This is a genomic window from Ramlibacter montanisoli (assembly GCF_013087525.1).
In the GTDB taxonomy this organism is placed as follows: domain Bacteria; phylum Pseudomonadota; class Gammaproteobacteria; order Burkholderiales; family Burkholderiaceae_C; genus Ramlibacter; species Ramlibacter montanisoli.
On record NZ_JABFCS010000001.1, the window covers coordinates 3,016,650 to 3,037,541 of the forward strand.

The window sequence follows — 20,892 nt, forward strand, 5'->3', positions numbered from 1 at the left end:
CAGCAAGGGAGACACAGGACACCATGGCCCCCTGGACAGCCTTCCCGCAGCTCGGTGAGTTCAGCCACGACGCGGCCAGCGTCACGCGCGAGTGGGCCCGCCTGCACGCGGGCGATGCCGAGCCCCTGCCCGCCGATCCTGCCGTGCTCCAGGCCTGGGTCCTGTTCCACAACGGCGACTTCCATCGCGCCTTCGAGGCGGGCCTGGCGGCGGGCGGCGCCGGCGTGACGGTGGCCAACAAGGCGACCTGCATCTACGCCAACTACCTGGAGAAGAAGGAGAAGCTGCGCCACGACCTGTTCCTGGAAGCGGCCAGCCGGGCGCGCGCTGCAGGCCGCCGCCGACCCGGCGAATGCCAACGCCTTCTACTGGCAGGCCTATGCCCTGGGTCGCTACAGCCAGGGCATCAGCGTCGCCAAGGCGCTGGCGCAGGGTTTCGGCGGCAAGGTGAAGGACGCCCTCGAACACACCATCCGGCTGCAGCCCCGCCACGCGGACGCGCACATCGCGCTGGGCGCCTTCCATGCCGAGGTGATCGACAAGGTCGGCACGCTGATCGGCGGCATGACCTACGGCGCCAAGACCGAGACCGGCCTGCGCATGTTCCAGGAGGCGCTGAAGATCCACCCGCGCTCGCCGATCGCGCTGATCGAATACGCCAACGGCCTGGTGATGCTGGAAGGCGAGAAGAGGATGGGCGAGGCCACCCGCCTGTACGAGCAGGCCGCGGCGCTGCAGCCGCTGGACGCCATGGAGCGGCTGGACGTGAGCTGGCGCGCGCCGAACTGGAAGCCTGACCTTACGGGCGCACGCGTCCGCAGACTACAGGCCCAGGCTCAGCCGGCCGGAACAATCCGGCCATGGAACCCAAGAACATCTTCCAGGCGCTGATGGTCAGCCACGGCGCCCAGCGTGAGCTCACCGCCCGCCTGCTGGCGACCAAGCAGGCCAGCGAGGAACGGCAGCACGTCTTCGAGGAACTCAAGGCGGAACTGGCCGCGCACGAGACCGCGGAGGAGCGCTGCTTCTACGTGCCGTTGATGCAGCACGACGAGTCCATGGACCTGTCGCGGCACGCGATCGCCGAACACCACGAGATGGACGAGATGGTGGAGCACCTCGACGAGCTCGACCCGCACGCGGCCGAATGGCAGGAGTGCTGCCAGAAGCTGTGCGAGAAGGTCGAGCACCACCTGCAGGAGGAGGAGCAGAAGTTCTTCCCCCAGGCCGGCGAGGTGCTGGACGAGGAGCAGAAGATGGCGCTGGCCAAGGACTACGAGGCGGAATTCACCTCGCTGCGGATCAAGCAGGAAGCCTAGTCGCCCCAGGGGAGCATCAGCGTCACCAGCGAGAGCTTGGCGAACTCCGGCTCGAACTGGTCGATGATGGCCTGCGGGCTGGGGCACAGCACGGTGTCGCCCATCACGCCGAACTGCACGCTGCCGCCGTAGCTCAGGATCGACACGCCCAGGCCGATGTCGCCCGACTGCGGCACCCAGAACATCACCTGTTCCAGCGTGGAGCCCAGCACCTTCAGCTTCTCGCGCGGCCCCGGCACGTTGGTCATCACCGCCGTGGTCTTGCTGCGGAAGGTGTCCATGATCGCGTCCTGCGCCGGCTTCACCAGCAGGCCGGCCAGCGCCAGCACGGCGAAGGCGAGCAGCGGCTGCGTGCTGCCCTTGAGGGCGTTCATGCGCCGCCGCACCTCGTAGACGCGTTCGATCGGGTTCGCCACGCCCACCGGCAGCACCAGCGGCACCAGCCCGAACTGGTTGCCCAGCTGGTGCGCGCTTTCCAGCGGACGCAGGTTCACCGGGATCATGGCCCGGATCTCCACCCCTTCCACTTCATCGCCCTGCGCGCGCAGGTACTGGCCGATCGCGCCCGCCACGCAGCTCAGGAGGACGTCGTTGATCGAGCAGTTCAAGGCCTTGCCGATGGCCCGCACCTCGTCCAGCGGCAGCGGCGGGCACCAGGCCACGCGCTTGGCCTTCCCCGGCTTGCCCTTCAGGCGCGTGGGCGAGTCGTCCGGCATCAGCAGCAGGGCCGCGGCATCGCTCACCAGCTGGTACGCCGTGTGCGCCAGGTCCATGGAGCCGTGCAGGCCCTTCTGCGGATCGAGCAGCAGCGCCAGCGAACGCGCCGCGCCGTCGCCGGCGCTGGCAAGCGCCTTGATCGCGACCGCCGCCAGCGGCTTGACCAGGTGGTCGGCCAGCCAGGCTTCCGCGTCGGCCGGCGCGGGCTTGCGCGCGCGGGCCGGCGGCGGCGCGCCGCCGTCCACCAGCGACATGGTCACCGAGATCAGCGCGATGCCGTCGGCGATGCAGTGGTGGATGCGGATGATCAGCGCGCTGCCGCCGTCGTGACTCTCCACCAGGTGCATCTGCCACAGCGGCCGGCCGCGGTCCAGCGGCGTCATCGCCAGTTCGCCGATGCGCTTCTGCAGCGCGGCCTGCGGGCCGTCCTTGTGCCGCGGCAACTTCTCGCGCAGCACGTGCTCGCGGATGTCCACCTCGTGGTCCACCCAGCGGGTGGCGCCGCCTTCCTCCACCACCCGCTGGCGGAAGCGGGGGTAGGGCAGCAGCCGCTCCTCCATGCGCCGGCACAGGGCTTCGTAGCGCACTGCGGGCCGCAGCGTCCACACGCCCAGGATCATCATGAGGTTGCTGGCCGAGTCCATGCGCAACCACGCGGTGTCCACCTTGGACATGCTCTCGCCGGCCAGCTTCATCGCCATCGTCCCCTCTTTTGGTGCCCCGCCCTATTCTGGCGGGCTCCATGAAATTAAGATAACCATGAAAAATCGCCTATGGCGATTTTTCATGGTTGTTAATCAGTGTGAAGAGGACCGGCGGAGCCGGATCCTCTTCACAAGGGGGTCGCGCTGCATGATATTCCGCGCGACCCAGGAAGCGGTTCCCCACAGGATGTTGCTTTCCGCGCAGCGGCACAAGACCTGGCGCAACATCGTGGAGACAGGTCTCACCTGTGAAGGGGATCCGGCTTCGCCGGTCCCCTTCACACTGATCAAGCCACTGAAGAATTCGCCGCAGGCGAATTCTTCAGTGAATTCCTTAAGATAGCCGACCCCAACGATCCAGGAGCATCCAGTGGCCGACCTCAACGCCGACTTCGAAGCCGCCGTCGCCAATTCCAAGAAGCTGTCGCAGCGTCCGGACAACGCCACGCTGCTGAAGATCTACGGTCTGTACAAGCAGGCGACCATCGGCGACAACGCGGAAAAGAAGCCCGGCTTCGGCGACATGATCGGCCGCGCCAAGTGGGACGCCTGGAACGGCTTCAAGGGCACCGGCAGCGACGACGCCAAGCGGCAGTACATCGAGCTGATCCAGTCCCTGGGCTGACGCGGGCGTCGGGGTTGGCCTGCGGGCTCACCCGACCTACGGCACCCGTCATCCCCGCGCAGGCGGGGACCCAGGGCTTCCCTACTTCGCCTTGCGTGCCGCCGGCGCCTTCACGGCCTTGGCCGGCGCCTTGTGCTCCGCATGCTTGGCCGGCTTCTTCTCGTGCTTGGCGGCGTGCCTGGTCTCGTGCTTGTGCAGGCCCTGCTCGAAGGCGTACAGCGGATCCTCGTGCTCCAGCAGTTCGTCCAGGTTGCGGACGATCTCGCTTTCGATCCTGGCCTTGAAGACCCCCAGCAGCATGCCCAGGCGGGCATTCAGCTCGAAACGGTCCTTGCCCACCTTCAGTTCGCCGCTGGCGCCGGGCCGCTTGAAGCTCACGAGGTCGTGGGCCTTGCCCTCCTCGTAGGTGCAATCCATGTCGAGCTTCTTCTCCGCGACCTCGGCCCAGCGGAACGCCAGCTTGCGGGCCCGTTCCAGCCCGAGCCCGTGTTCGCGGACGATATGGATGTCAGCCACCGGCGGCCTCCTTCAGTTGTCGGTGCCGCTCTTCCTTGGGCAGGGCGGCGAGCTGCCGGGTCGCATCATAGAACGCCGTCCAGCTGCCACCCTTGATGCGGAACAGGGCTTCGAAGCCGGGCACCAGTTCGTCGTAGGCGGCCTGCGCGCCGAAGAAGGCGTTGTTGGCCTCGCGCACCCAGCGGTCGTAGCCGCGCCAGACCAGCGGGTCGCCGCCGGCCTGCTCCTTCATGCGCGCGTAGCCGGCGCGGAACTGCTCCATCACCTGCTGCTTGGCCTGCTCCTTCGCGGCCGGCTCCAGGCCCGGCGTCTCGTACACCGCCTTGAGCTGCGCGCGGGTGGCGCGCGAGAGTTCGCGGAACAGGCGCCGGCGCTGGTCGAAGGCCGCGTACTCCTGGCGCGCCTTGTCGTCCGCCTGCGTCTGCAGCCACCGGGCGCCGCCCAGGCGCTCCACCGCAGTGGCGAAGGACTCGTTGAACATGGTGTCGTTCTTCGCGTAGACGACCTGGTGCGCCAGTTCGTGGAACAGCAGGCGCGCCAGCTCGCCTTCCGGATAGCCGAGGAAGGTATTGAGCAGCGGGTCGCCGCCGGCCCAGTTCATCAGGCCCAGCGTCGAATAGGCCGGCACCGGATACACGTTGGTCTCGAAGCCCTGCTGCGCGAGCTCGCTCGCCTCCGCCCGCGCCTTCTTCTCGTCGTAGTAGCCGCGGTAGCCGACGCAGCCGGTCACCGGGAAGCACCACGTCTTCAGCTCCAGCGAGTACGCCGTCGCCGCCGTCACGTTGAACACCGCGGCGTTGCGGTGCAGGTTGGCGTAGCGGCGGTAGCTCGGGTTGTCCGGCAGCTTCAGTTCCCTCACCGCGAAGTCGCGGATGCGCTGCGACAGCAGCAGCCGCTCGCGCAGGCGTTCGGGCGTTTCGGCCTCCAGCAGCAGGTCGCCCACCGGCCGCGCCGCGCTCATGATCTTCAGGTGGCCGGTGACCGACTGCCAGTAGTAGCCGACGTTCGCGCAGCCCGAAAGGCACAGCGTCGCTGCCACCGCCACCCCCACCACCGCTGCCAGTCCCATCAGGAGTGCCTTCTTCCTCACGCCGCTTGCACTTCGACCAGGCAGTCGTAGAACACGGGCGCGCGCCCGAGGTCCGTGAGCCGCTGGCTGGTGAGCTGGTTGACGTTGGTGCCGGCCAGGCCGAGCTTGCGCCACCAGATGCCCAGGCCGTTGACGACGCCGGGGCGCGCGCGCGGCGACACGCGCATGCGGCACAGGTATTCGCCGCGGTCGTTGAAGACGCGCACCACTTGCCGGTCCTGCAGGCCGCGCGAGGACGCGTCGTCCGCGTGCATCTCCAGCAGCGGCTCGCCTTCGATGTCGCGCAGGCTCTGCACGTTGACGAAGCTGGAGTTCAGGAAGTTGCGCGCCGGCGGCGAGATCATCGCCAGCGGATAGCGCGTGGACTGCCGGCGGCCTCGTAGTTCGGCACGTGGTCCGGCAGGCCATCGAGCCCCTGGCGCGCGAGCCGCTCACTGAAGAATTCGCAGCGGCCGGACGCCGTGGGGAAACGTCCCTCGGCGAAGGGCGCGTCGGGCACCTGCAGGCTGGCGAAGCCCTGCCGCAGCAGCACTTCGAAATCCACCTTGTCGCCGAAGGCATGGCGGCACAGGGTCTCGTCGCTTTCGCGGAAGCACGGTTCGTCGAAACCCATGCGGGCGGCGAGTGCGCGGAAGACGTCGGTGTTCGTGCGGGCCTGGCCGACGGGTGCGATGGCCGGCCGGTTGAGGAGCACGTCGGTGTGGCCGTAGGACGGGTGCACGTCCCAGTGTTCCAGCTGCGTGGTGGCCGGCAGCAGGTAGTCGGCATAGTCCGCCGTGTCGGTGCGGAACTGCTCCAGCACCACGGTGAACAGGTCCTCGCGCGCGAATCCGCGCACCACCTTGCCGGACTCCGGCGCCACGGCCAGCGGGTTGCTGTTGTAGACCACCACCGCCTCGATCGCGGGACCGAAGGCGGGCGAGGCGGGGCGCAGCAGGTCGTCGCCGATGGTGACCATGTTGATCGTGCGCGGCTGCCGGCCGGCCAGCAGGTCCGGCCGCTGCAGGTAGGCGCGGTCGGCGGGGACCCAGCCGGAGTTGGACAGCAGCACGCCGCCCGCGCGATGCCGCCAGGCACCGGTGAGCGCCGGCAGGCAGGCGACGGCGCGCACCGCGTTGCCGCCGCCGCGCACCCGCTGCATGCCGTAGTTCAGGCGGATCGCCGCGGGCTTGGTGGTGCCGTAGTCGCGGGCCAGGTCGCGGATCTGCTGCGCGGGGATGCCGCAGACGGCGGCCGCGCGCTCCGGGCTCCAGCGCAGCGCGCGTTCGCGCAGCGCGTCCCAGCCGAGGGTGTGCGCTTCCAGGTAGGCGTGATCGAGCCAGTCGTTCGCCACCAGTTCGTGCATCAGCGCCAGCGCGAGGGCGGCGTCGGTGCCGGGCAGCAGCTGGAGGTGCTCGTGGCATTTCTCCGCCGTCTCGCTGCGCCGCGGGTCGATGCACACCAGCTTCGCGCCCTGGCGCTTGGCCTCCTGCGCGAGCCGCCAGAAGTGCAGGTTGCTGGCGATCGAGTTGCTGCCCCAGATGACGATCAGCTTCGCCTCGGCGAAGAACTCCACCTTCATGCCGACCTTGCCGCCCAGCGTCTGCGTCAGCGCCTCCGCGCCGGCCGAAGCGCAGATCGTGCGATCGAGCAGCGAGGCGCCGATGCGGTGGAAGAAGCGCGCCGCCATGCCATCGCCCTGCACCAGCCCCATGGTGCCGCAGTAGCTGTAAGGCAGGATCGCCTGCGGGTCGCGCGCGGCGATCGCACCGAGGCGCCGTGCGATGTCATCGAGCGCCACGTCCCAGGCGACCGGCTCGAAGCGTCCCGATCCCTTGGGCCCCACGCGCTTCATCGGCTGCAGCAGGCGCTCCGGGTGGTAGCTGCGTTCGACGTAGTGAGACACCTTGTTGCAAAGAACGCCGGCGGTCGGGGGATGGGCGGGGTTCCCCTGCACGCGCAAGGCCACGCCGTCCTGCACTGTGGTGACGAGGGCACAGGTATCGGGACAATCGTGCGGACAGGCGCCCAGCACCTGCTGCACGCTGGCTATCTCTTTCGTTTGCGGATCGGGGGACATAGCATGCATTCTGCGCAAAAAGCATTGTCGCTGCCCGCGCGAGGCCGATGGTGCGACAGCCAACAGCAAGCTCTGCTCCGGGAGAATCGTTCCATGCTCAACCGACGCACCTTCACCCGCGCCGTGGCTTCCGCCGCGGCCCTGGTTGCCGCCCCCGCCCTGCGCGCGCAGGGCGACCGCATCCTGCTGGCCCAGTCGGCCGCCTTCAGCGGTCCCGCGGCGCAGCTGGGGATCCAGTTCCACCAGGGCGCGAAGCTCTATTTCAACCAGCTCAATGCGCAAGGGGCGTGCATCGCCGTCCCATCGAGCTGGTGAAGCTGGACGACGGCTACGAGCCGGATCGCTGCGCGGAGAACACCCGCAAGCTGATCACCGAGGACCCGCTGGCCCTGTTCGGCTACATCGGCACGCCGACCAGCCTGGCCGCGCTGCCGCTCGCCACCGCGTCGCGGGTGCCCTTCTTCGCGCCTTTCACCGGCGCCATGGGCCTGCGCCAGCCCTTCAACCGCTACGCCTTCCACATCCGCGCCTCGTACAACGACGAGACCGAGCTGATCGTCAAGCAGCTCACTTCCCTGGGGCTGCAGAAGATCGCGGTCTTCTACCAGAACGACGCCTACGGCAAGGCCGGCCTCGACGGCGTGGAGCTGGCGCTGAAGGCGCGCAACATGAAGCCGGTCGCGCTCGCGACGGTGGAACGCAACTCGGTGGTGGTGGCGCCGGCGGTCAAGACCCTGGTGCCCGCCATGCCCGATGCGATCGTGCAGATCGGCGCCTACAAGGCCTGCGCGGCCTTCATCCGCGCGGCGCGCGCGGCCGGTTTCGGCGGCACCTTCTTCAACGTGTCCTTCGTCGGCACGCAGGCGCTGGCCGATGAACTGGGCAAGGACGCCGCCGGCGTGGTCGTCTCGCAGGTGATGCCCTCGCCGTACAACGCGGCCCGCGCGATCACGCGCGAATTCAGCGACGCCGCGAAGAAGGCCGGCCCCGACTACCAGGTGAACTTCTCCAGCATGGAGGGCTACCTGGCCGCCAAGGTGCTGGCCGAGGGCCTGCGCCGCGGCCCGGCCCGGATCAGCCGCGACACCTTCATCGCCGGCATGGAGACGATGGGCGACGAATCCTTCGGCGGCTTCAACGTGTCGTTCTCCACGAGCGACCACGTGGCGTCCAGGTTCGTCGAGCTGTCGATGCTGACGGCCGACGGCCGCGTCCGGATCTAGGCGAGGCTGCGCACTTCGGCCAGTCCTTCCATGAAGGCCTGGCAGCGCGCCAGCTGTTCCAGGCTCACGTATTCATCCGGCTGGTGCGCCTGGGCGATGCTGCCGGGGCCGCACACCACGGTGCGGATCCCGGCGTTCTTGAACAGGCCCGCCTCGGTGCCGAAGGCCACCTGCGTCGTGCGCTGCTCGCCGGCCAGCCGCATGGCCAGCCGGGTGACGTCGTCCTCGGCGGAGCCGAGGAAGCTGGGGATCTCGCAGATCGTCTCGAAGCGAAAGCCCGTGTCGGGCGCCACCTGCTGCATCGCCGGCTCGAGCGAACGCGCATAGGCCACCACCTGCTCCTGCATCCGGCGGGCGTCGGCCGTGGGCAGGTCGCGGAACTCGTAGCGGAACTCCGCGTCGCGCGGCACCACGTTGTCGGCGATGCCGCCGTGGAACTGGCCCACGCTGGCGGTGGAGAAGGGAACGTCGAAGCCCTCGTAGCGCGGCTCCTCGCGCTCGAAGCCTTCGGCCATGTCGCGCACGCGGCCGACCACGCGCGCCGCCAGCTCGATCGCGTTGACCGAGTGCGGCGTGAGCGAGGAATGCGCCTCCTTGCCGCGCACGCAGCAGCGGTAGCGGTACACGCCCTTGTGGGCGATGGCCGGCACCATGCTGGTGGGCTCGCCGACGATGCAGGCCAGCGGCGCGATCCCGGCCTCGCGCATGTCGGCGATCAGTTCCTTCACGCCGAAGCAGCCGATCTCCTCCTCGTAGCTGAAGGCCAGGTGGATCGCGAAGGGCGCCTTGCTGTTGAGGAAGCGCTCCGCATGGGCGACGGCGGTGGCGATGAAGCCCTTCATGTCGGCCGAGCCCCGGCCATACAGCCGCCCGTCGCGCACCACGGCGCCCAGCGGGTCGACCGACCAGTCCTGGCCGTCCCAGGGCACGGTGTCCGTGTGCCCGGACAGGATGATCCCGGCCGGCTTGCCCTCGCCCAGGGTGGCGAACAGGTTGGCCTTGGTGCGCTCGGCGTTGTAGCTCAGCCGGGACTTCACGCCCAGCCGGGCCAGCTCGTCGCGGATGCAGTGGATGAGCGCGAGATTGGAGTTGGCGCTGACGGTGTTGAAGCCGACCAGGGTGCGCGCGAACTCCAGCGCGCGGGGTGCGGGGGTGGGTACAGCCATGCGCCCCATTCTCCGCGAAACTTCCCGGATTACCCCTCATAGGCACAGGACGGGCGCCTCGCTAGACTGGCGGGCTCCCCAGCAGGACCCCCAACTCCCCATGAAGCTCCTGGACTCCATCGTCACCGAAGCCGCGTCCATCGTGGCGCTGCGCCGCGACATCCACGCCCATCCCGAACTCTGCTTCCAGGAAGTGCGCACCGCCGACCTGGTCGCCGCCAAGCTCACCGAGTGGGGCATTCCCGTGCACCGCGGCCTGGGCGGCACCGGCGTGGTCGGCATCGTCAAGAACGGCAGCTCCTCCCGCGCCGTCGGCCTGCGCGCCGACATGGACGCCCTGCCCATGCAGGAATTCAACACCTTCGCGCATGCCAGCAAGCACGCCGGCAAGATGCACGCCTGCGGCCACGACGGCCACACCGCGATGCTGCTGGCCGCGGCCCGCCACTTCGCGAAGAACCGCCATTTCGACGGCACCGTGTACCTGATCTTCCAGCCGGCCGAGGAAGGCGGCGGCGGCGCCCGCGAGATGATCAAGGACGGCCTGTTCGAGAAGTTCCCGATGGAGGCCGTGTTCGGCATGCACAACTGGCCGGGCACCCAGGTCGGCCGCTTCGCCGTCAGCCCCGGGCCGGTGATGGCCTCCACCGCCGAATTCAAGGTCACCATCCACGGCAAGGGCGGCCACGGCGCGATGCCGCACCTGGGCACGGACCCGGTCCCGATCGCCTGCCAGATGGTGCAGGCCTTCCAGACCATCGTCAGCCGCAACATCAAGCCGGTGGACGCCGGCGTGGTGTCGGTCACCATGATCCATTCGGGCGAGGCCACCAACGTGATCCCCGACAGCTGCGAGCTGCAGGGCACGGTGCGCACCTTCCGCGCCGAAGTGCAGGACATGATCGAGGCGCGCATGAAGAAGATCGCCGAGCACGTGAGCGCGGCCCACGACGCCACCTGCGAGTTCGCGTTCCAGCGCAACTACCCGGCCACGGTGAACTCCCCGCCGAGGCGGAGTTCGCGCGCAAGGTGATGGCCTCCATCGTCGGCGAGGCGAACGTGCAGGTGCAGGAACCGACCATGGGCGCCGAGGACTTCGCCTTCATGCTGCAGGCCAAGCCGGGCGCGTACTGCTTCATCGCCAACGGCGACGGCAGCCACCGCGAGATGGGCCACGGCGCCGGCCCCTGCATGCTGCACAACCCCAGCTACGACTTCAACGACGACCTGATCCCGCTGGGCGCCACCTACTGGGTGCGGCTGGCCGAGGAGTGGCTCGCCACGGCCCGCGCATGAGCGGGGCGCGCGACGCTTTTTCCGGGGACTACGCGCAGGCGCGCCAGAAGTTCCTCGCCGCGGCGGCGGATGCCGGCCTGCGGGTGGAAGGCAGGCCGCATCCGCTGCCCGGCCTGCAGGGCGAGCCCCTGGCCATGGACGTCGCCCGCGACGGCCATCCCAGTGCCTCGAAGCTGCTGATCGTCAGCAGCGCCTGCCACGGAGTCGAGGGCTTCTGCGGCAGCGGCGTGCAGGTGGCGGCGCTGCGCGATGCCCAGTGGCGCGCCCATGCCGCCGAGCGCGGCGTGGCGGTGCTGTACATCCACGCGCTGAATCCCTACGGCTTCTCGCACGTGCGCCGCACGACGCACGAGGGCGTGGACCTGAACCGCAACTTCCACGACTTCTCCAGGCCGCTGCCGGTGAACGCGGAGTACCGCGAGCTGCACCCGCTGCTGGTGCCGCCGGAATGGCCGCCCACGGAGCAGAACGCGCAGGCGATCGCGGCCTACATCGAACGCCACGGCGAAAAGGCCTACCAGGCGGCGATCTCGCGCGGGCAGTACGAGTTCGCCGACGGCCTGTTCTACGGCGGCAAGGCGCCGGCCTGGAGCAACCTCGCCCTGCGCGAAACCCTCGGCATCCACGGCCGGCGCGCCGCGCGCATCGCCTGGATCGACATCCACACCGGCCTGGGCCCCAACGGCGTGGGCGAGCGCATCTACGCCGGCCGCGAGGACGCGGCGGCGACCGCGCGGGCCCGGCAGTGGTGGGGTGGCGGCGGCCGCACGCCGGTCACCTCCATCTACGACGGCTCTTCCAGCTCCGCCTTCCTCACCGGCCTGATGTGGACTTCCATCTACGAGGAGTGCCCGCAGGCCGAGTACACCGGCATGGCGCTGGAATACGGCACGCTGCCGGTGCTGCAGGTCTTCCAGGCGCTGCGCGGCGCGCAGTGGCTGGCCGCGCATCCCGATGCGCCGGCGGACGTGGCCGAGGGCATCCGCCGCGACATGATGGAAGCGTTCTACACGGACAGCGACGCGTGGCGCGAGCAGATCCTGGCGCAGGCGCGCGAGGCGCTGTTCCAGGCGGTGGACGGGCTGGCCGGCTGAGACGCCCTGGGTCCCCGCCTGCGCGGGGATGACGGCGCAAGCTCAGGCCGCCAGCGCGCGCGACTGCGCGATCACCAGCAGGCCGTCGAAGATCAGGCTTTCCAGCAGCTCGAAGTGCACCGACATGTGCGGTGCCATCTTCCAGCCCGCGCCGCCCGTCATGTAGCAGGCGGGCTCCGCGCCGCAGCGATGCCGCACGTGCTGCACCATGCGTTCGATGGCGCCCGAGATCGCGAAGGTGCCGCCGCTGGTGAGCGCATCGCTGGTGTTGGTGGGGAATTCGCGCACTTCGCCGGTGGGCACGTGCAGCCCCGCGGTGCCGCTTTCCAGCGCGCGCAGCATGATGCCGTGCCCGGGCAGGATGAAGCCGCCGAGGAAGCGGCCGTGGCCGTCCACCGCTTCCACGGTGACGGCGGTGCCCACCATCACCACCACCATCGGCCGCTGCGGCCCCTGCGCCAGCATGCGGTGGCGCGCGCCGATCATGGCCACCCAGCGGTCGGCGCCGAGCCGGGTCGGATGGTCGAGCCGTTGATCACCCCGGCCTCGGCGGCGCTGGCCACGACCCAGTGCGCGGGCACGACCCAGAGCTCCTCCATCTGCTCCTCGACGCGGCGCTTGACCGCGTCGCCGGCCACGCAGCAACCCAGCATGCGCTCGGGCGCCTGCAGGCCCGCCCACTCGCCGTCGGCCAGCTTGTCGATGTTCTCCAGGAATTCGGCGCCGGTGGCGATCGGCTGGGCGTCGACCGCCGGAGAGGGATAGAGCGCCCACTTCAGGCGCGTGTTGCCGACGTCGACGGCCAGGAAGGTCATGGAGCTGCCGGTGGGCCGCGGCCTCAAGCGGCGGCCTGGAGCGAAACCTGCAGGCCGGCCAGCATGTCGCCGGCCGCCTGCTCCTGCGTCCTGAGCGAGGCGCAGTCGTGTCCCACCTGCTGCAGCGCCGACATCAGCTCCTTGCGGGCGCGGCGTGCCGCGTCCAGCCCTTCGGGCGCGGCCCCTGTTCGGCGACCGCGGCCAGCTTCTGCCGGGCGCCCTTCAGGTCGGAATCGAGCAGCCGCTGCAAGGTCTCCATGAGCGCGGCGCGGCGCTTGGCGACGCCGCGGCAGCGCTCGGAAGCATCCTGGGCCGCGGAGTTGGCGGCGCGCAGCAGCTTCAGGCGCTCCACCAGCAGCTCGCAGCGCTCGTTGTCCTGGCGGATCTGGTCCTGGGCCGCGGCATCGCCGCCGGCCGCCGTGCGCGCCTTGAGCTGGTTGCGCATGTCCTGCAGCCAGCGCGCACCCTGCTCCATGATCTTCTCGATCGCGCGGATCTCCACGTCGAACTCCAGCGCGCTGCGCTCGGCCGCCGCGCCCAGCGACTGCTGCTTGCGCTGCAGCTCGCGCACCTCGTCGGCGAGGTCTTCGGCGGCGTGCGTGGTGCGCTCGTGGTGCGACGCGAATCCGGCGGCGGCCTCCTGCCCTTGCCGGTGACGCGGGCCAGCAGGCCCTTGCGCTCCAGCATCGACAGGTCCAGCTTGTCCAGGTGTTCGTGCAGCGCCTCGCTGGCGCCGGCCACGCCGCGCACGTCGGGCTCGCGCACCTGCGCTTCGATCTGCTTGCACAGGTCCAGCAGGCGGCGCACGTGCCCGCTGCCCGCGTCGGCCGCCATCTGGTTCAGCCACGCGTCCGGCGATGCCGCCGCGGCCGGACGCATCTTGAGCTGGGCCAGCTTGGCCGGCGTCATCAGCGATGCCGTGCGGTCTTCGTCGGAATGGTCGCGCATGGGCGCAATGGTAAACCCGCGCCCCCGGGCCCCAAGCGCTAGATGGCGCCCAGCCAGCAGGCCCGTTGGATCGCCGCCATCTTGTTGTCCACCTTCAGCTTGTTCATGGCGTTGGCCAGGTGGTAGTTGACGGTGCGCTCGGTGCACTGGAGTTCCAGCGCGGTCTCCCGCGCAGTCTTGCCCTGGAAGGCCAGTTCCAGGCACTCCCGCTCCCGCGGGCTCAGCCTGGAGCGGGCGTTGGCGATCGAGCGCTTCACCAGCGGCCAGATGTTCAGGGCCGACCAGGCGAGCAGCGCCGCCTCGGTGCGGTCGGTCAGCTCGCGCGGGCTGAACATGAAGCATTCGAAGGCGCGGCCGGCCGGCAGGGAGAACTCCACCCGCACCACGGTCTGGTAGCCGTGGGCCAGCCAGAGCAGCCGCCAGCGGCTGGTGCGCTCGGGGTCGGACTTGGAGATCGTCTGCCAGGCGACCAGGGGGCGTCCGAATCGCGCCAGCGGGCGCCGAAGTCCCGGCTGTCGGCCAGGGCGGTCGCGGCTTCGGAGACCAGCGGGGGTGGACGGCCACGACCTGGCGGTCGTCGCTGCCGCCGAAGGGATCCGGCCCGAGGACGACCACGGCCTCCACGGAGAACTCGCGCAGGGCCGCCACCCAGTCGCTGAGGATCCCGTCCAGGCTGACACTGTCAAAGTTAACAGGGATCCCCATGCCTCGCCGTTCGTATCACCGCTGGGCTGTGACAATATCACCTTAAGACCATCTCCCATGAGCGAGGACTTGCAGCGGGCCACCTATTCCACGCCACCGCGCGCGATGCTGGAAACGACCACGCAGCGCGTGCGGCATTGGGCGTCGGACGCCGTGCTGCGGCCCCTCGTGGAGCCCGTGCTGCATCCCTCGCAATGGCGCATCCGCGCCCTCGGCTTCACCACCATGCTGGGGCACCCGCTGTTCTGGGCGGTGTGGGAGCTGTGGCTGCCGCAGCCGCACGAGGACCTGTTCCTGCGCCTGCTGATGGCGATGCTGGGCCTCAGCCTGCTGGTGATCCCGGGGTCACCGCGTCCCCCGAGCCGGGGCTCCGCCCTGATCTTCTCGGCGGTCTTCTGGATCACGCTGCCCTGGTTCTTCTCCTGGATGTATTTCTGCAACGGCGGCAACCCGGTCTGGCTGGCCAGCATGGGCGCGATGCTGCTGATCTACTACCACCTGACCGACTGGCGCCTGGCCACCGTGGGCTCGGCCAGCGGCCTGCTGGTGGCCTGGCTGATGTTCCAGGCCATCGGCCCGCAGGCCCCGCCGATCGGCTTCGAAACCGGCGCCGCCAACGCGGTCGTCCTGGGCTTCTGCTGGTCCATGGGGCTGATCCTGGGCCTGTCCTCGTCCAACCTGCGGCGCGAGCAGCTCAATTACACGCTGGGCACGATGGGGATCATGGCGCATGAACTGCGCACGCCGCTGGCGACCATGCAGCTGATCGCCGAGGCGGTGCGCAACGAGGCGCCGCAGCACGGCGGCGAAAGCGGCGAGCGCCTGCAGCAGCTGGGGCACCGCCTGAACCACCTGGTGCGCAACATGAACCACCAGATCGACATGCAGATCACCAACGCGCGCCTGATGCGGCTGGCCGGCGCGCGCGAGCGCATCTCGGCTGCCGAACTGGTGCGCGCCGCCGTGAACGACTTCCCCTACCGCAACTCGCGCGAGCGCCAGGCCGTGACGGTGCGCGTGTACCACGACTTCCACTTCCTGGGCTCGCGCCAGATGTTCGCGCAGGTGGTCGACAACCTGACCAAGAACGCGCTGCGCTCGCTGGCCGCCGCCTCGTCCGCGCCGGTGGCGGGCGACCTGCTGATCGAGGTGGGCGCGCAGGGCGCGCGCGGGCGCATCGTGTTCACCGACAACGGCGTGGGCATGGACGCGGAACTGCGCAAGCGCATCTTCCAGCCCTTCTTCTCCACCGACCGCGGCACCGGCCACGGCCTCGGGCTGGCCTTCTGCCAGCGCGTGGTGCAGGCGGCGCACGGCTCCATCCGGGTCAAGTCCACACCGCACCAGGGTGCGGTGTTCACCATCGAACTGCCGGCCGCCTGAGAGAATGCGCCGGCACACGACATGACCTTCCCCTGTTCCACCGGCCCGGCACCGTCGTCTTCCTCGACGACGACCCGGACTACCTCGAAATGCTGGCGCTGGTGCTGCCACGCCACTGGCACCTGCGGCTGTTCCTGCGCCCCACCGACTGCATCTCCCACCTGCTGCAGGAGCCGCCCTTCTGGGAGGCCGACGCCTGGAACCAGCAGCAGCTGATCGGCCTGTGGCGCGAGGGCAAGCCGCTGATCCCTCAGATCCTGGCCTACTGGTCGCGCTACACGGAGCGCTACGCGCTGTCGCGCGTGTGCGTGGTGGACTTCTCCATGCCCGGCATGGACGGCCTGCAGGTGCTCTCCGAGCTCGCCGACTGGCCGGGTGCGCGCGTGCTGCTCACCGGCCAGGCCGACGAGCAGGTGGCGGTGCGCGCCTTCAACCGCGGCCTGATCGACCAGTTCATCCCCAAGCAGACGCAGGACATCTCGCGCCGCCTGATCGAGGCGGTGGAGCACCTGCTGTTCAGCTCGCACGCGCGCCATGCGCAGATGTGGCGCAGCACGCTCACCCAGGAGCAGAGCGCGCTGCTGCGCAATCCGGGCGTGGATGCGTGGCTGACCAACTTCTGCCTGAAGCACTGGGTGGAACACGTGGTGATCGGCGCGCCCTTCGGCGTGCTGGGCATGGATGCCGCGGGCAAGGTGGCGTGGCTGCAGCTGGAAACCCGCCAGGGACTGCAGGCGCTGGCCGAACTCGCCGAGCTGGCGGGCGTCGCCGGGGCCGACCTGGAGGAGATCCGCGCCGGCACGCGGCTGGCCGACATCGAGCTGCGCCAGGCGCTGTCCTCCAGCCACCCGGTCTCGCTGATGAATGCCTTCGCCGTCGGCGAGCCGGGCGGCCTGCTGGGCGCCGTCTTCGCGGTCGAAACACGCAACGGGCCCGACCCGGAGAACAGCTACAGCCGCTGGCTGGCGCGCCAGCCCAAGCGGCACGTGCAGGACTAGGCGGCTGCGCCGGCGCCCCGCAGCCGGCGCGCGATGCCCCAGTCCCAGGGCTTCACCACCGGCGCGAGCTCGCGCGCGACCGCTTCCACGTGGCCCAGCTCCGCATCGGTCAGGCCTGCGTTGAGCGTCAGCCGCACCATCGCCCGGTTGCGGCTGGTGGCGGGCGCGCAGAACACCGCCCCGACCACGCCGCGCTGTTCCAGCGCATCGCGCAGGGCCAGCGTGTCGGCCTCGGGGCCGGCTTCCAGCGAGATGATCTGTTCGCTGCCATGCTGGATCGGGTAGCCGGCCTCGGCCAGCGACGCGCGCAGGCGCACGGTGTTGCGCCGCAGCCGCAAGCGCGCGTCGTCGCTGTCGCGCACCACGTCCAGCGTCGCCACCAGCCCCGCGATCTCGTGCGGCAGCAGGCACGAGCTGAACACGCTGGGGTAGCTGTGGCACATCAGGTAGTGCCGCAGTTCGTCGGGCATGGTGAAGAAGCCCGCGCGCCCGGCGAAGGCCTTGGCCAGGCTGGCGGTGATGAAGTGGACGCGGTGCGAGAGCCCCAGCTGCGCGCACAGGCCGCGGCCCTGCGGGCCGTGCGTGCCGAGCGAATGCGATTCGTCCACCAGCACCATGCAGCCGTGCGCCTCGGCCGCCTCGACCATCGCCTGCAGGGGGCACAGCGCGCCGGTCGTGCTGTACACCGAATCGACGATCAGCAAGCCGGGCCCATGGCGCGCCGCCATCTTCGCGAAGTGCCCCGGGTCGTTGTGGCGGAAGGGATGCGCGGTGGCACCGGCGGCGCGCACGCCTTCCCACAGGGACATGTGCGCGAGGCTGTCGACGTACACCGGGGTCTGCGGGTCGGCGACCACCTGGATCAGGCCGAGGTTCGCGGTGTAACCCGACTGGCACAGCAGCGCGCCCTGCTTGCCGACGAAGCCGGCCAGCAGCGACTCGAGCGCCGCGTGCGGGCTTCCGTCCAGCTGGAACACGCCCGACTGCACGACGAAGTCGGTGTTGCTGCGCAGGGCCGCGACCTGTGCTGCGACGATCGCCTCGTGCCCGGTGACGGCCAGGTAGTCGTTGCCGTCGAGGCGCACCGCGTCCGGCCCCGGCACGCTGCCGTGGGTGACGAAGCGCCGTCCCCACTCGTTTTCGAAGCGCGCGCGGAATTCGCGCTCGATGCGGGCGCGCAAGTGTTGCGACAGCCCCGGTTCGGTTGGTTTCGGCGCGCTGGCGGCGCCCTTCGTGATGTTCTTGGCAACGACTTCCATGGACAACTCCTCACAAGAGGAGACCATTGAAGAGAAGTTGTTCCGTCCAGGCATCGCCACCCCTGTCAGACCTGACAGGGGGACTTACACCAAGTGCCTCATCCTTAGGGAAATGGCTTAAGCGGAAGCTTCAGGACAGCTGCCCATGGCAGTGCTTGAACTTCTTGCCGCTGCCGCAGGGGCAGGGGTCGTTGCGGCCCACGCGCGGCATGGCGGCGGCAGCGGCAGCCGCGGCGAGCGCCGTGGCGCCGAGGGGGCGCTGGTCGCGCGCCGTGCTCTCGTCCAGCGTGCTCTGCACCTCGCCGCTGTCCGTGGGCGCGGTGTAGGTGACGTTGGCGATGCGCTCGGCGCGGTCCTCCATGTCCTCGGCGGCCTGCTCGACCTGCTCGGCGGACTGCAGGCGCACGGTCATCAGCACGCGGGTGACCTCGTTCTTGACCGCGTCCAGCATCTGGCCGAACAGCTCGAAGGCTTCCCGCTTGTATTCCTGCTTGGGCTGCTTCTGCGCGTAGCCGCGCAAGTGGATGCCCTGGCGCAGGTAGTCCAGCGCGGCCAGGTGCTCGCGCCAGTGCGAGTCGATGCCCTGCAGCAGCACCATGCGCTCGAAGTGGGTGAAGTTCTCCTCGCCGATCTGCGCCACCTTGGCCTCGAAGGCCTCGTTGGCGGCCTTCACCACCATCTCGACGATGTCCTCCTCGCCGATGGCCGTGGCGGCCTCCACATGCTGCTTGATGGGCAGCTCGATGCCCCAGTCGTCGGCCAGCGCCTTCTCCAGGCCCGGCAGGTCCCACTGCTCCTCCACCGATTCCGGCGGCACGTACTGGTGCACCAGGTCGGTGAAGCAGCCCTCGCGCAGCGAGGCGATCTGGGCGCTCAGGTGCTGGGCGTCCAGGATGTCGTTGCGCTGCTGGTAGATCACCTTGCGCTGGTCGTTGGCGACGTCGTCGTACTCCAGCAGCTGCTTGCGGATGTCGAAGTTGCGGCCTTCGACCTTGCGCTGCGCGCTCTCGATCGAGCGGGTGACGATGCCGGCCTCGATGGCCTCGCCATCGGGCATCTTCAGCCGCTCCATGATGGCGCGCACGCGGTCGCCCGCGAAGATGCGCATCAGCGGGTCGTCCAGCGACAGGTAGAAGCGCGAGGAGCCCGGGTCGCCCTGGCGGCCGGAGCGTCCGCGCAGCTGGTTGTCGATGCGGCGCGACTCGTGCCGTTCGGTGGCGATGATGCGCAGGCCGCCCAGGCTCACGACCCGCTCGTGGTCCTTCTGCCATTGCGCGCGCAGTTCCGCGGCGCGCGACTGCTTGGTGCCGGCATCCAGCGTCTCGTCCGCCTCCAGCGCCTCGACCGCCTTTTCCACGTTGCCGCCCAGCACGATGTCGGTGCCGCGGCCCGCCATGTTGGTGGCGATGGTGATCATCTTCGGCCGGCCGGCCTGCGCCACGATGTCGGCTTCGCGCGCGTGCTGCTTGGCGTTGAGCACCTGGTGCGGCAGGTCTTCCTTCTGCAGCAGCCCGTCGATGATCTCGGAGTTCTCGATCGAGGTGGTGCCCACCAGCACCGGCTGGCCGCGCTCGTAGCACTCGCGGATGTCCTGGATCGCCGCCTCGTACTTCTCGCGCGTGGTCTTGTACACGCGATCGAGCTGGTCGTCGCGCCGGCTCGGCTTGTTCGGCGGGATCACCACCGTCTCCAGGCCGTAGATCTCCTGGAACTCGTAGGCCTCGGTGTCGGCCGTGCCGGTCATGCCGGCGAGCTTGCCGTACAGGCGGAAGTAGTTCTGGAAGGTGATCGAGGCCAGCGTCTGGTTCTCGGGCTGGATGCCCACGCCTTCCTTGGCTTCCACGGCCTGGTGCAGGCCGTCGCTCCAGCGCCGGCCCGACATCAGGCGGCCGGTGAACTCGTCGACGATGACGATCTCGCCTTCCTGCACCACGTAGTGCTGGTCGCGGTGGTACAGGTGCTGCGCGCGCAGCGCCGCGTTCAGGTGGTGCATCAGCGCGATGTTCGCCGGGTCGTACAGCGTCGCGCCTTCGGGGATCAGGCCCAGGTTGGACAGGATGCGCTCGGCGTTCTCGTGGCCCTGTTCGGTGAGGAAGACCTGGTGCGTCTTCTCGTCCACGGTGAAATCGCCCGGCTTGGTGACGCCCTCGCCGGTGCGCGGGTCGGCCTCGCCCTCCTGCTTGGTGAGCAGCGGGACCACCTTGCGGATCGCAAGGTACATGTCCGTGTGGTCCTCGGCCTGGCCGCTGATGATCAGCGGCGTGCGGGCCTCGTCGATCAGGATCGAGTCCACCTCGTCGACGATGGCGTAGTTCAGGCCGCGCTGCACGCGGTCGGCGACCTCGTACACCATGTTGTCGCGCAGGTAGTCGAAGCCGTACTCGTTGTTGGTGCCGTAGGTGATGTCGGAACCGTAGGCGCGCTGTTTTTCCTCGCGCGGCATGTTCGGCAGGTTCACGCCGACCGTCATGCCCAGGAAGTTGTACAGCTTGCCCATCCACTGCGCGTCGCGGTTGGCCAGGTAGTCGTTGACCGTCACGACGTGCACGCCCTTGCCCGAGAGCGCGTTCAGGTAGACCGGCAGCGTGGCGGTGAGGGTCTTGCCCTCGCCGGTGCGCATCTCGGCGATCTTGCCCTGGTGCAGCGCCATGCCGCCCATCAGCTGCACGTCGAAGTGGCGCATCTTCATGACGCGCTTGGAGCCTTCGCGCACCACGGCGAAGGCTTCGACCATCAGGTCGTCGACGGTCTCGCCCTTGGCGAGGCGCTGCTTGAACTCCTGCGTCTTGCCGCGCAGTTCCTCGTCGGACAGCTTTTCCAGCTGGCCCTCGAGGGCGTTGATGTCCTCGACGACCCGGCGGTACTGCTTGAGCAGGCGGTCGTTGCGGGAGCCGAAGATTTTGGTCAGGAAGTTCGTGGCCATGGGCGCGGTTGTCGTCTCGGGCCGGCGCGGAGCCGGTCGGACAGCGCAGTCC

General features: G+C 69.4%; 13 protein-coding genes and 5 pseudogenes. 8 read left to right on the forward strand and 10 right to left on the reverse strand.

What is annotated here, in order from left to right:
- Positions 1-23 precede the first annotated feature (23 nt).
- Positions 24-797, forward strand: a pseudogene (locus tag HK415_RS14825) (hypothetical protein).
- A 63-nt stretch (positions 798-860) separates the two neighbouring features.
- Positions 861-1,319: a hemerythrin domain-containing protein gene (locus tag HK415_RS14830; protein WP_171560623.1), complete on the forward strand. Its 459-nt coding sequence runs from the start codon at positions 861-863 to the stop codon at positions 1,317-1,319.
- Here the strand turns inward: HK415_RS14830 and HK415_RS14835 are convergent.
- Complete coding sequence (locus tag HK415_RS14835; protein ID WP_253262255.1) at positions 1,316-2,731, reverse strand: wax ester/triacylglycerol synthase family O-acyltransferase; 1,416 nt, start codon at positions 2,729-2,731, stop codon at positions 1,316-1,318. The two genes, HK415_RS14830 and HK415_RS14835, sit on opposite strands and share 4 nt — an antisense overlap.
- Before the next feature lie 379 nt (positions 2,732-3,110).
- Between HK415_RS14835 and HK415_RS14840 the strand changes: the two genes are divergently transcribed.
- Complete coding sequence (locus HK415_RS14840; RefSeq protein ID WP_171560626.1) at positions 3,111-3,365, forward strand: acyl-CoA-binding protein; 255 nt, start codon at positions 3,111-3,113, stop codon at positions 3,363-3,365.
- Positions 3,366-3,446: 81 nt separating this feature from the next.
- On the opposite strand, the gene HK415_RS14845 is transcribed toward HK415_RS14840, so the two are convergent.
- From HK415_RS14845 to HK415_RS14855, 3 genes and pseudogenes are all read right to left on the reverse strand, one after another.
- Positions 3,447-3,881: a polyhydroxyalkanoic acid system family protein gene (locus tag HK415_RS14845; RefSeq protein WP_171560628.1), complete on the reverse strand. Its 435-nt coding sequence runs from the start codon at positions 3,879-3,881 to the stop codon at positions 3,447-3,449.
- Positions 3,874-4,950 carry an aminopeptidase gene (locus HK415_RS14850; protein WP_171563460.1) on the reverse strand — a complete coding sequence of 359 codons (1,077 nt, stop codon included), beginning with the start codon at positions 4,948-4,950 and terminating at the stop codon, positions 3,874-3,876. Before HK415_RS14850 ends, HK415_RS14845 begins: the two co-directional genes overlap by 8 nt.
- A gap of 17 nt (positions 4,951-4,967) precedes the next feature.
- Positions 4,968-7,030 (reverse strand): annotated as a pseudogene (locus tag HK415_RS14855) (molybdopterin-containing oxidoreductase family protein).
- Positions 7,031-7,123: 93 nt separating this feature from the next.
- On the opposite strand from HK415_RS14855, the pseudogene HK415_RS14860 reads away from it, so the two are divergent.
- Positions 7,124-8,253, forward strand: a pseudogene (locus tag HK415_RS14860) (ABC transporter substrate-binding protein).
- Here HK415_RS14860 and argE read toward each other — a convergent pair.
- Positions 8,250-9,419, reverse strand: a complete 1,170-nt coding sequence (gene argE, locus HK415_RS14865) for an acetylornithine deacetylase (RefSeq protein WP_171560630.1) — start codon at positions 9,417-9,419, stop codon at positions 8,250-8,252. The pseudogene HK415_RS14860 and the gene argE overlap by 4 nt on opposite strands.
- Before the next feature lie 100 nt (positions 9,420-9,519).
- Between argE and HK415_RS14870 the strand changes: the two are divergent.
- Together HK415_RS14870 and HK415_RS14875 are read left to right on the forward strand one after the other, a co-directional pair.
- A pseudogene (locus HK415_RS14870) lies at positions 9,520-10,715 on the forward strand (M20 aminoacylase family protein).
- Entirely contained in the window at positions 10,712-11,809 is a 1,098-nt protein-coding gene (locus HK415_RS14875) for a M14 family metallopeptidase (protein ID WP_171560632.1), read from the forward strand. The pseudogene HK415_RS14870 and the gene HK415_RS14875 overlap by 4 nt, the downstream one beginning before the upstream one ends.
- 42 nt (positions 11,810-11,851) lie before the next feature.
- On the opposite strand, the pseudogene HK415_RS14880 reads toward HK415_RS14875, so the two are convergent.
- The 3 genes and pseudogenes from HK415_RS14880 to HK415_RS25265 all read right to left on the reverse strand — a co-directional run bounded on the left by HK415_RS14880 (position 11,852) and on the right by HK415_RS25265 (position 13,958).
- Positions 11,852-12,624 (reverse strand): annotated as a pseudogene (locus tag HK415_RS14880) (type III pantothenate kinase).
- Positions 12,625-12,757: 133 nt separating this feature from the next.
- Positions 12,758-13,195 carry a hypothetical protein gene (locus HK415_RS14885; RefSeq protein WP_171560635.1) on the reverse strand — a complete coding sequence of 146 codons (438 nt, stop codon included), beginning with the start codon at positions 13,193-13,195 and terminating at the stop codon, positions 12,758-12,760.
- Between the two features lie 415 nt (positions 13,196-13,610).
- Positions 13,611-13,958, reverse strand: coding sequence for a LuxR C-terminal-related transcriptional regulator (locus HK415_RS25265; RefSeq protein WP_309246706.1), 348 nt, complete (start codon positions 13,956-13,958; stop codon positions 13,611-13,613).
- 376 nt (positions 13,959-14,334) lie between these two features.
- On the opposite strand from HK415_RS25265, the gene HK415_RS14895 reads away from it, so the two are divergent.
- On the forward strand, positions 14,335-15,660 hold the full coding sequence (locus HK415_RS14895) for a sensor histidine kinase (RefSeq protein ID WP_171560637.1): 1,326 nt from the start codon (positions 14,335-14,337) through the stop codon (positions 15,658-15,660).
- Between the two features lie 89 nt (positions 15,661-15,749).
- Entirely contained in the window at positions 15,750-16,658 is a 909-nt protein-coding gene (locus tag HK415_RS14900; protein WP_171560639.1) for a response regulator, read from the forward strand.
- On the opposite strand, the gene cqsA is transcribed toward HK415_RS14900, so the two are convergent.
- Both cqsA and secA read right to left on the reverse strand, forming a co-directional pair.
- Positions 16,655-17,917, reverse strand: a complete 1,263-nt coding sequence (gene cqsA / locus HK415_RS14905) for an alpha-hydroxyketone-type quorum-sensing autoinducer synthase (RefSeq protein ID WP_171560642.1) — start codon at positions 17,915-17,917, stop codon at positions 16,655-16,657. The genes HK415_RS14900 and cqsA overlap by 4 nt on opposite strands.
- Before the next feature lie 130 nt (positions 17,918-18,047).
- Positions 18,048-20,840, reverse strand: coding sequence for a preprotein translocase subunit SecA (gene secA, locus HK415_RS14910; protein ID WP_171560645.1), 2,793 nt, complete (start codon positions 20,838-20,840; stop codon positions 18,048-18,050).
- Between the last annotated feature and the right edge of the window lie 52 nt (positions 20,841-20,892).

Bases quoted from the DNA above. Each gene is read 5' to 3' on its own strand.
- HK415_RS14830 (WP_171560623.1), top strand. From the start codon at position 861: ATGGAACCCAAGAACATCTTCCAGGCGCTGATGGTCAGCCACGGCGCC.
- HK415_RS14835 (WP_253262255.1), bottom strand. From the start codon at position 2,731: ATGAAGCTGGCCGGCGAGAGCATGTCCAAGGTGGACACCGCGTGGTTG.
- HK415_RS14850 (WP_171563460.1), bottom strand. From the start codon at position 4,950: ATGGGACTGGCAGCGGTGGTGGGGGTGGCGGTGGCAGCGACGCTGTGC.
- argE (WP_171560630.1), bottom strand. From the start codon at position 9,419: ATGGCTGTACCCACCCCCGCACCCCGCGCGCTGGAGTTCGCGCGCACC.
- HK415_RS14875 (WP_171560632.1), top strand. From the start codon at position 10,712: ATGAGCGGGGCGCGCGACGCTTTTTCCGGGGACTACGCGCAGGCGCGC.
- HK415_RS14895 (WP_171560637.1), top strand. From the start codon at position 14,335: ATGAGCGAGGACTTGCAGCGGGCCACCTATTCCACGCCACCGCGCGCG.
- HK415_RS14900 (WP_171560639.1), top strand. From the start codon at position 15,750: ATGCTGGCGCTGGTGCTGCCACGCCACTGGCACCTGCGGCTGTTCCTG.
- cqsA (WP_171560642.1), bottom strand. From the start codon at position 17,917: ATGGAAGTCGTTGCCAAGAACATCACGAAGGGCGCCGCCAGCGCGCCG.
- secA (WP_171560645.1), bottom strand. From the start codon at position 20,840: ATGGCCACGAACTTCCTGACCAAAATCTTCGGCTCCCGCAACGACCGC.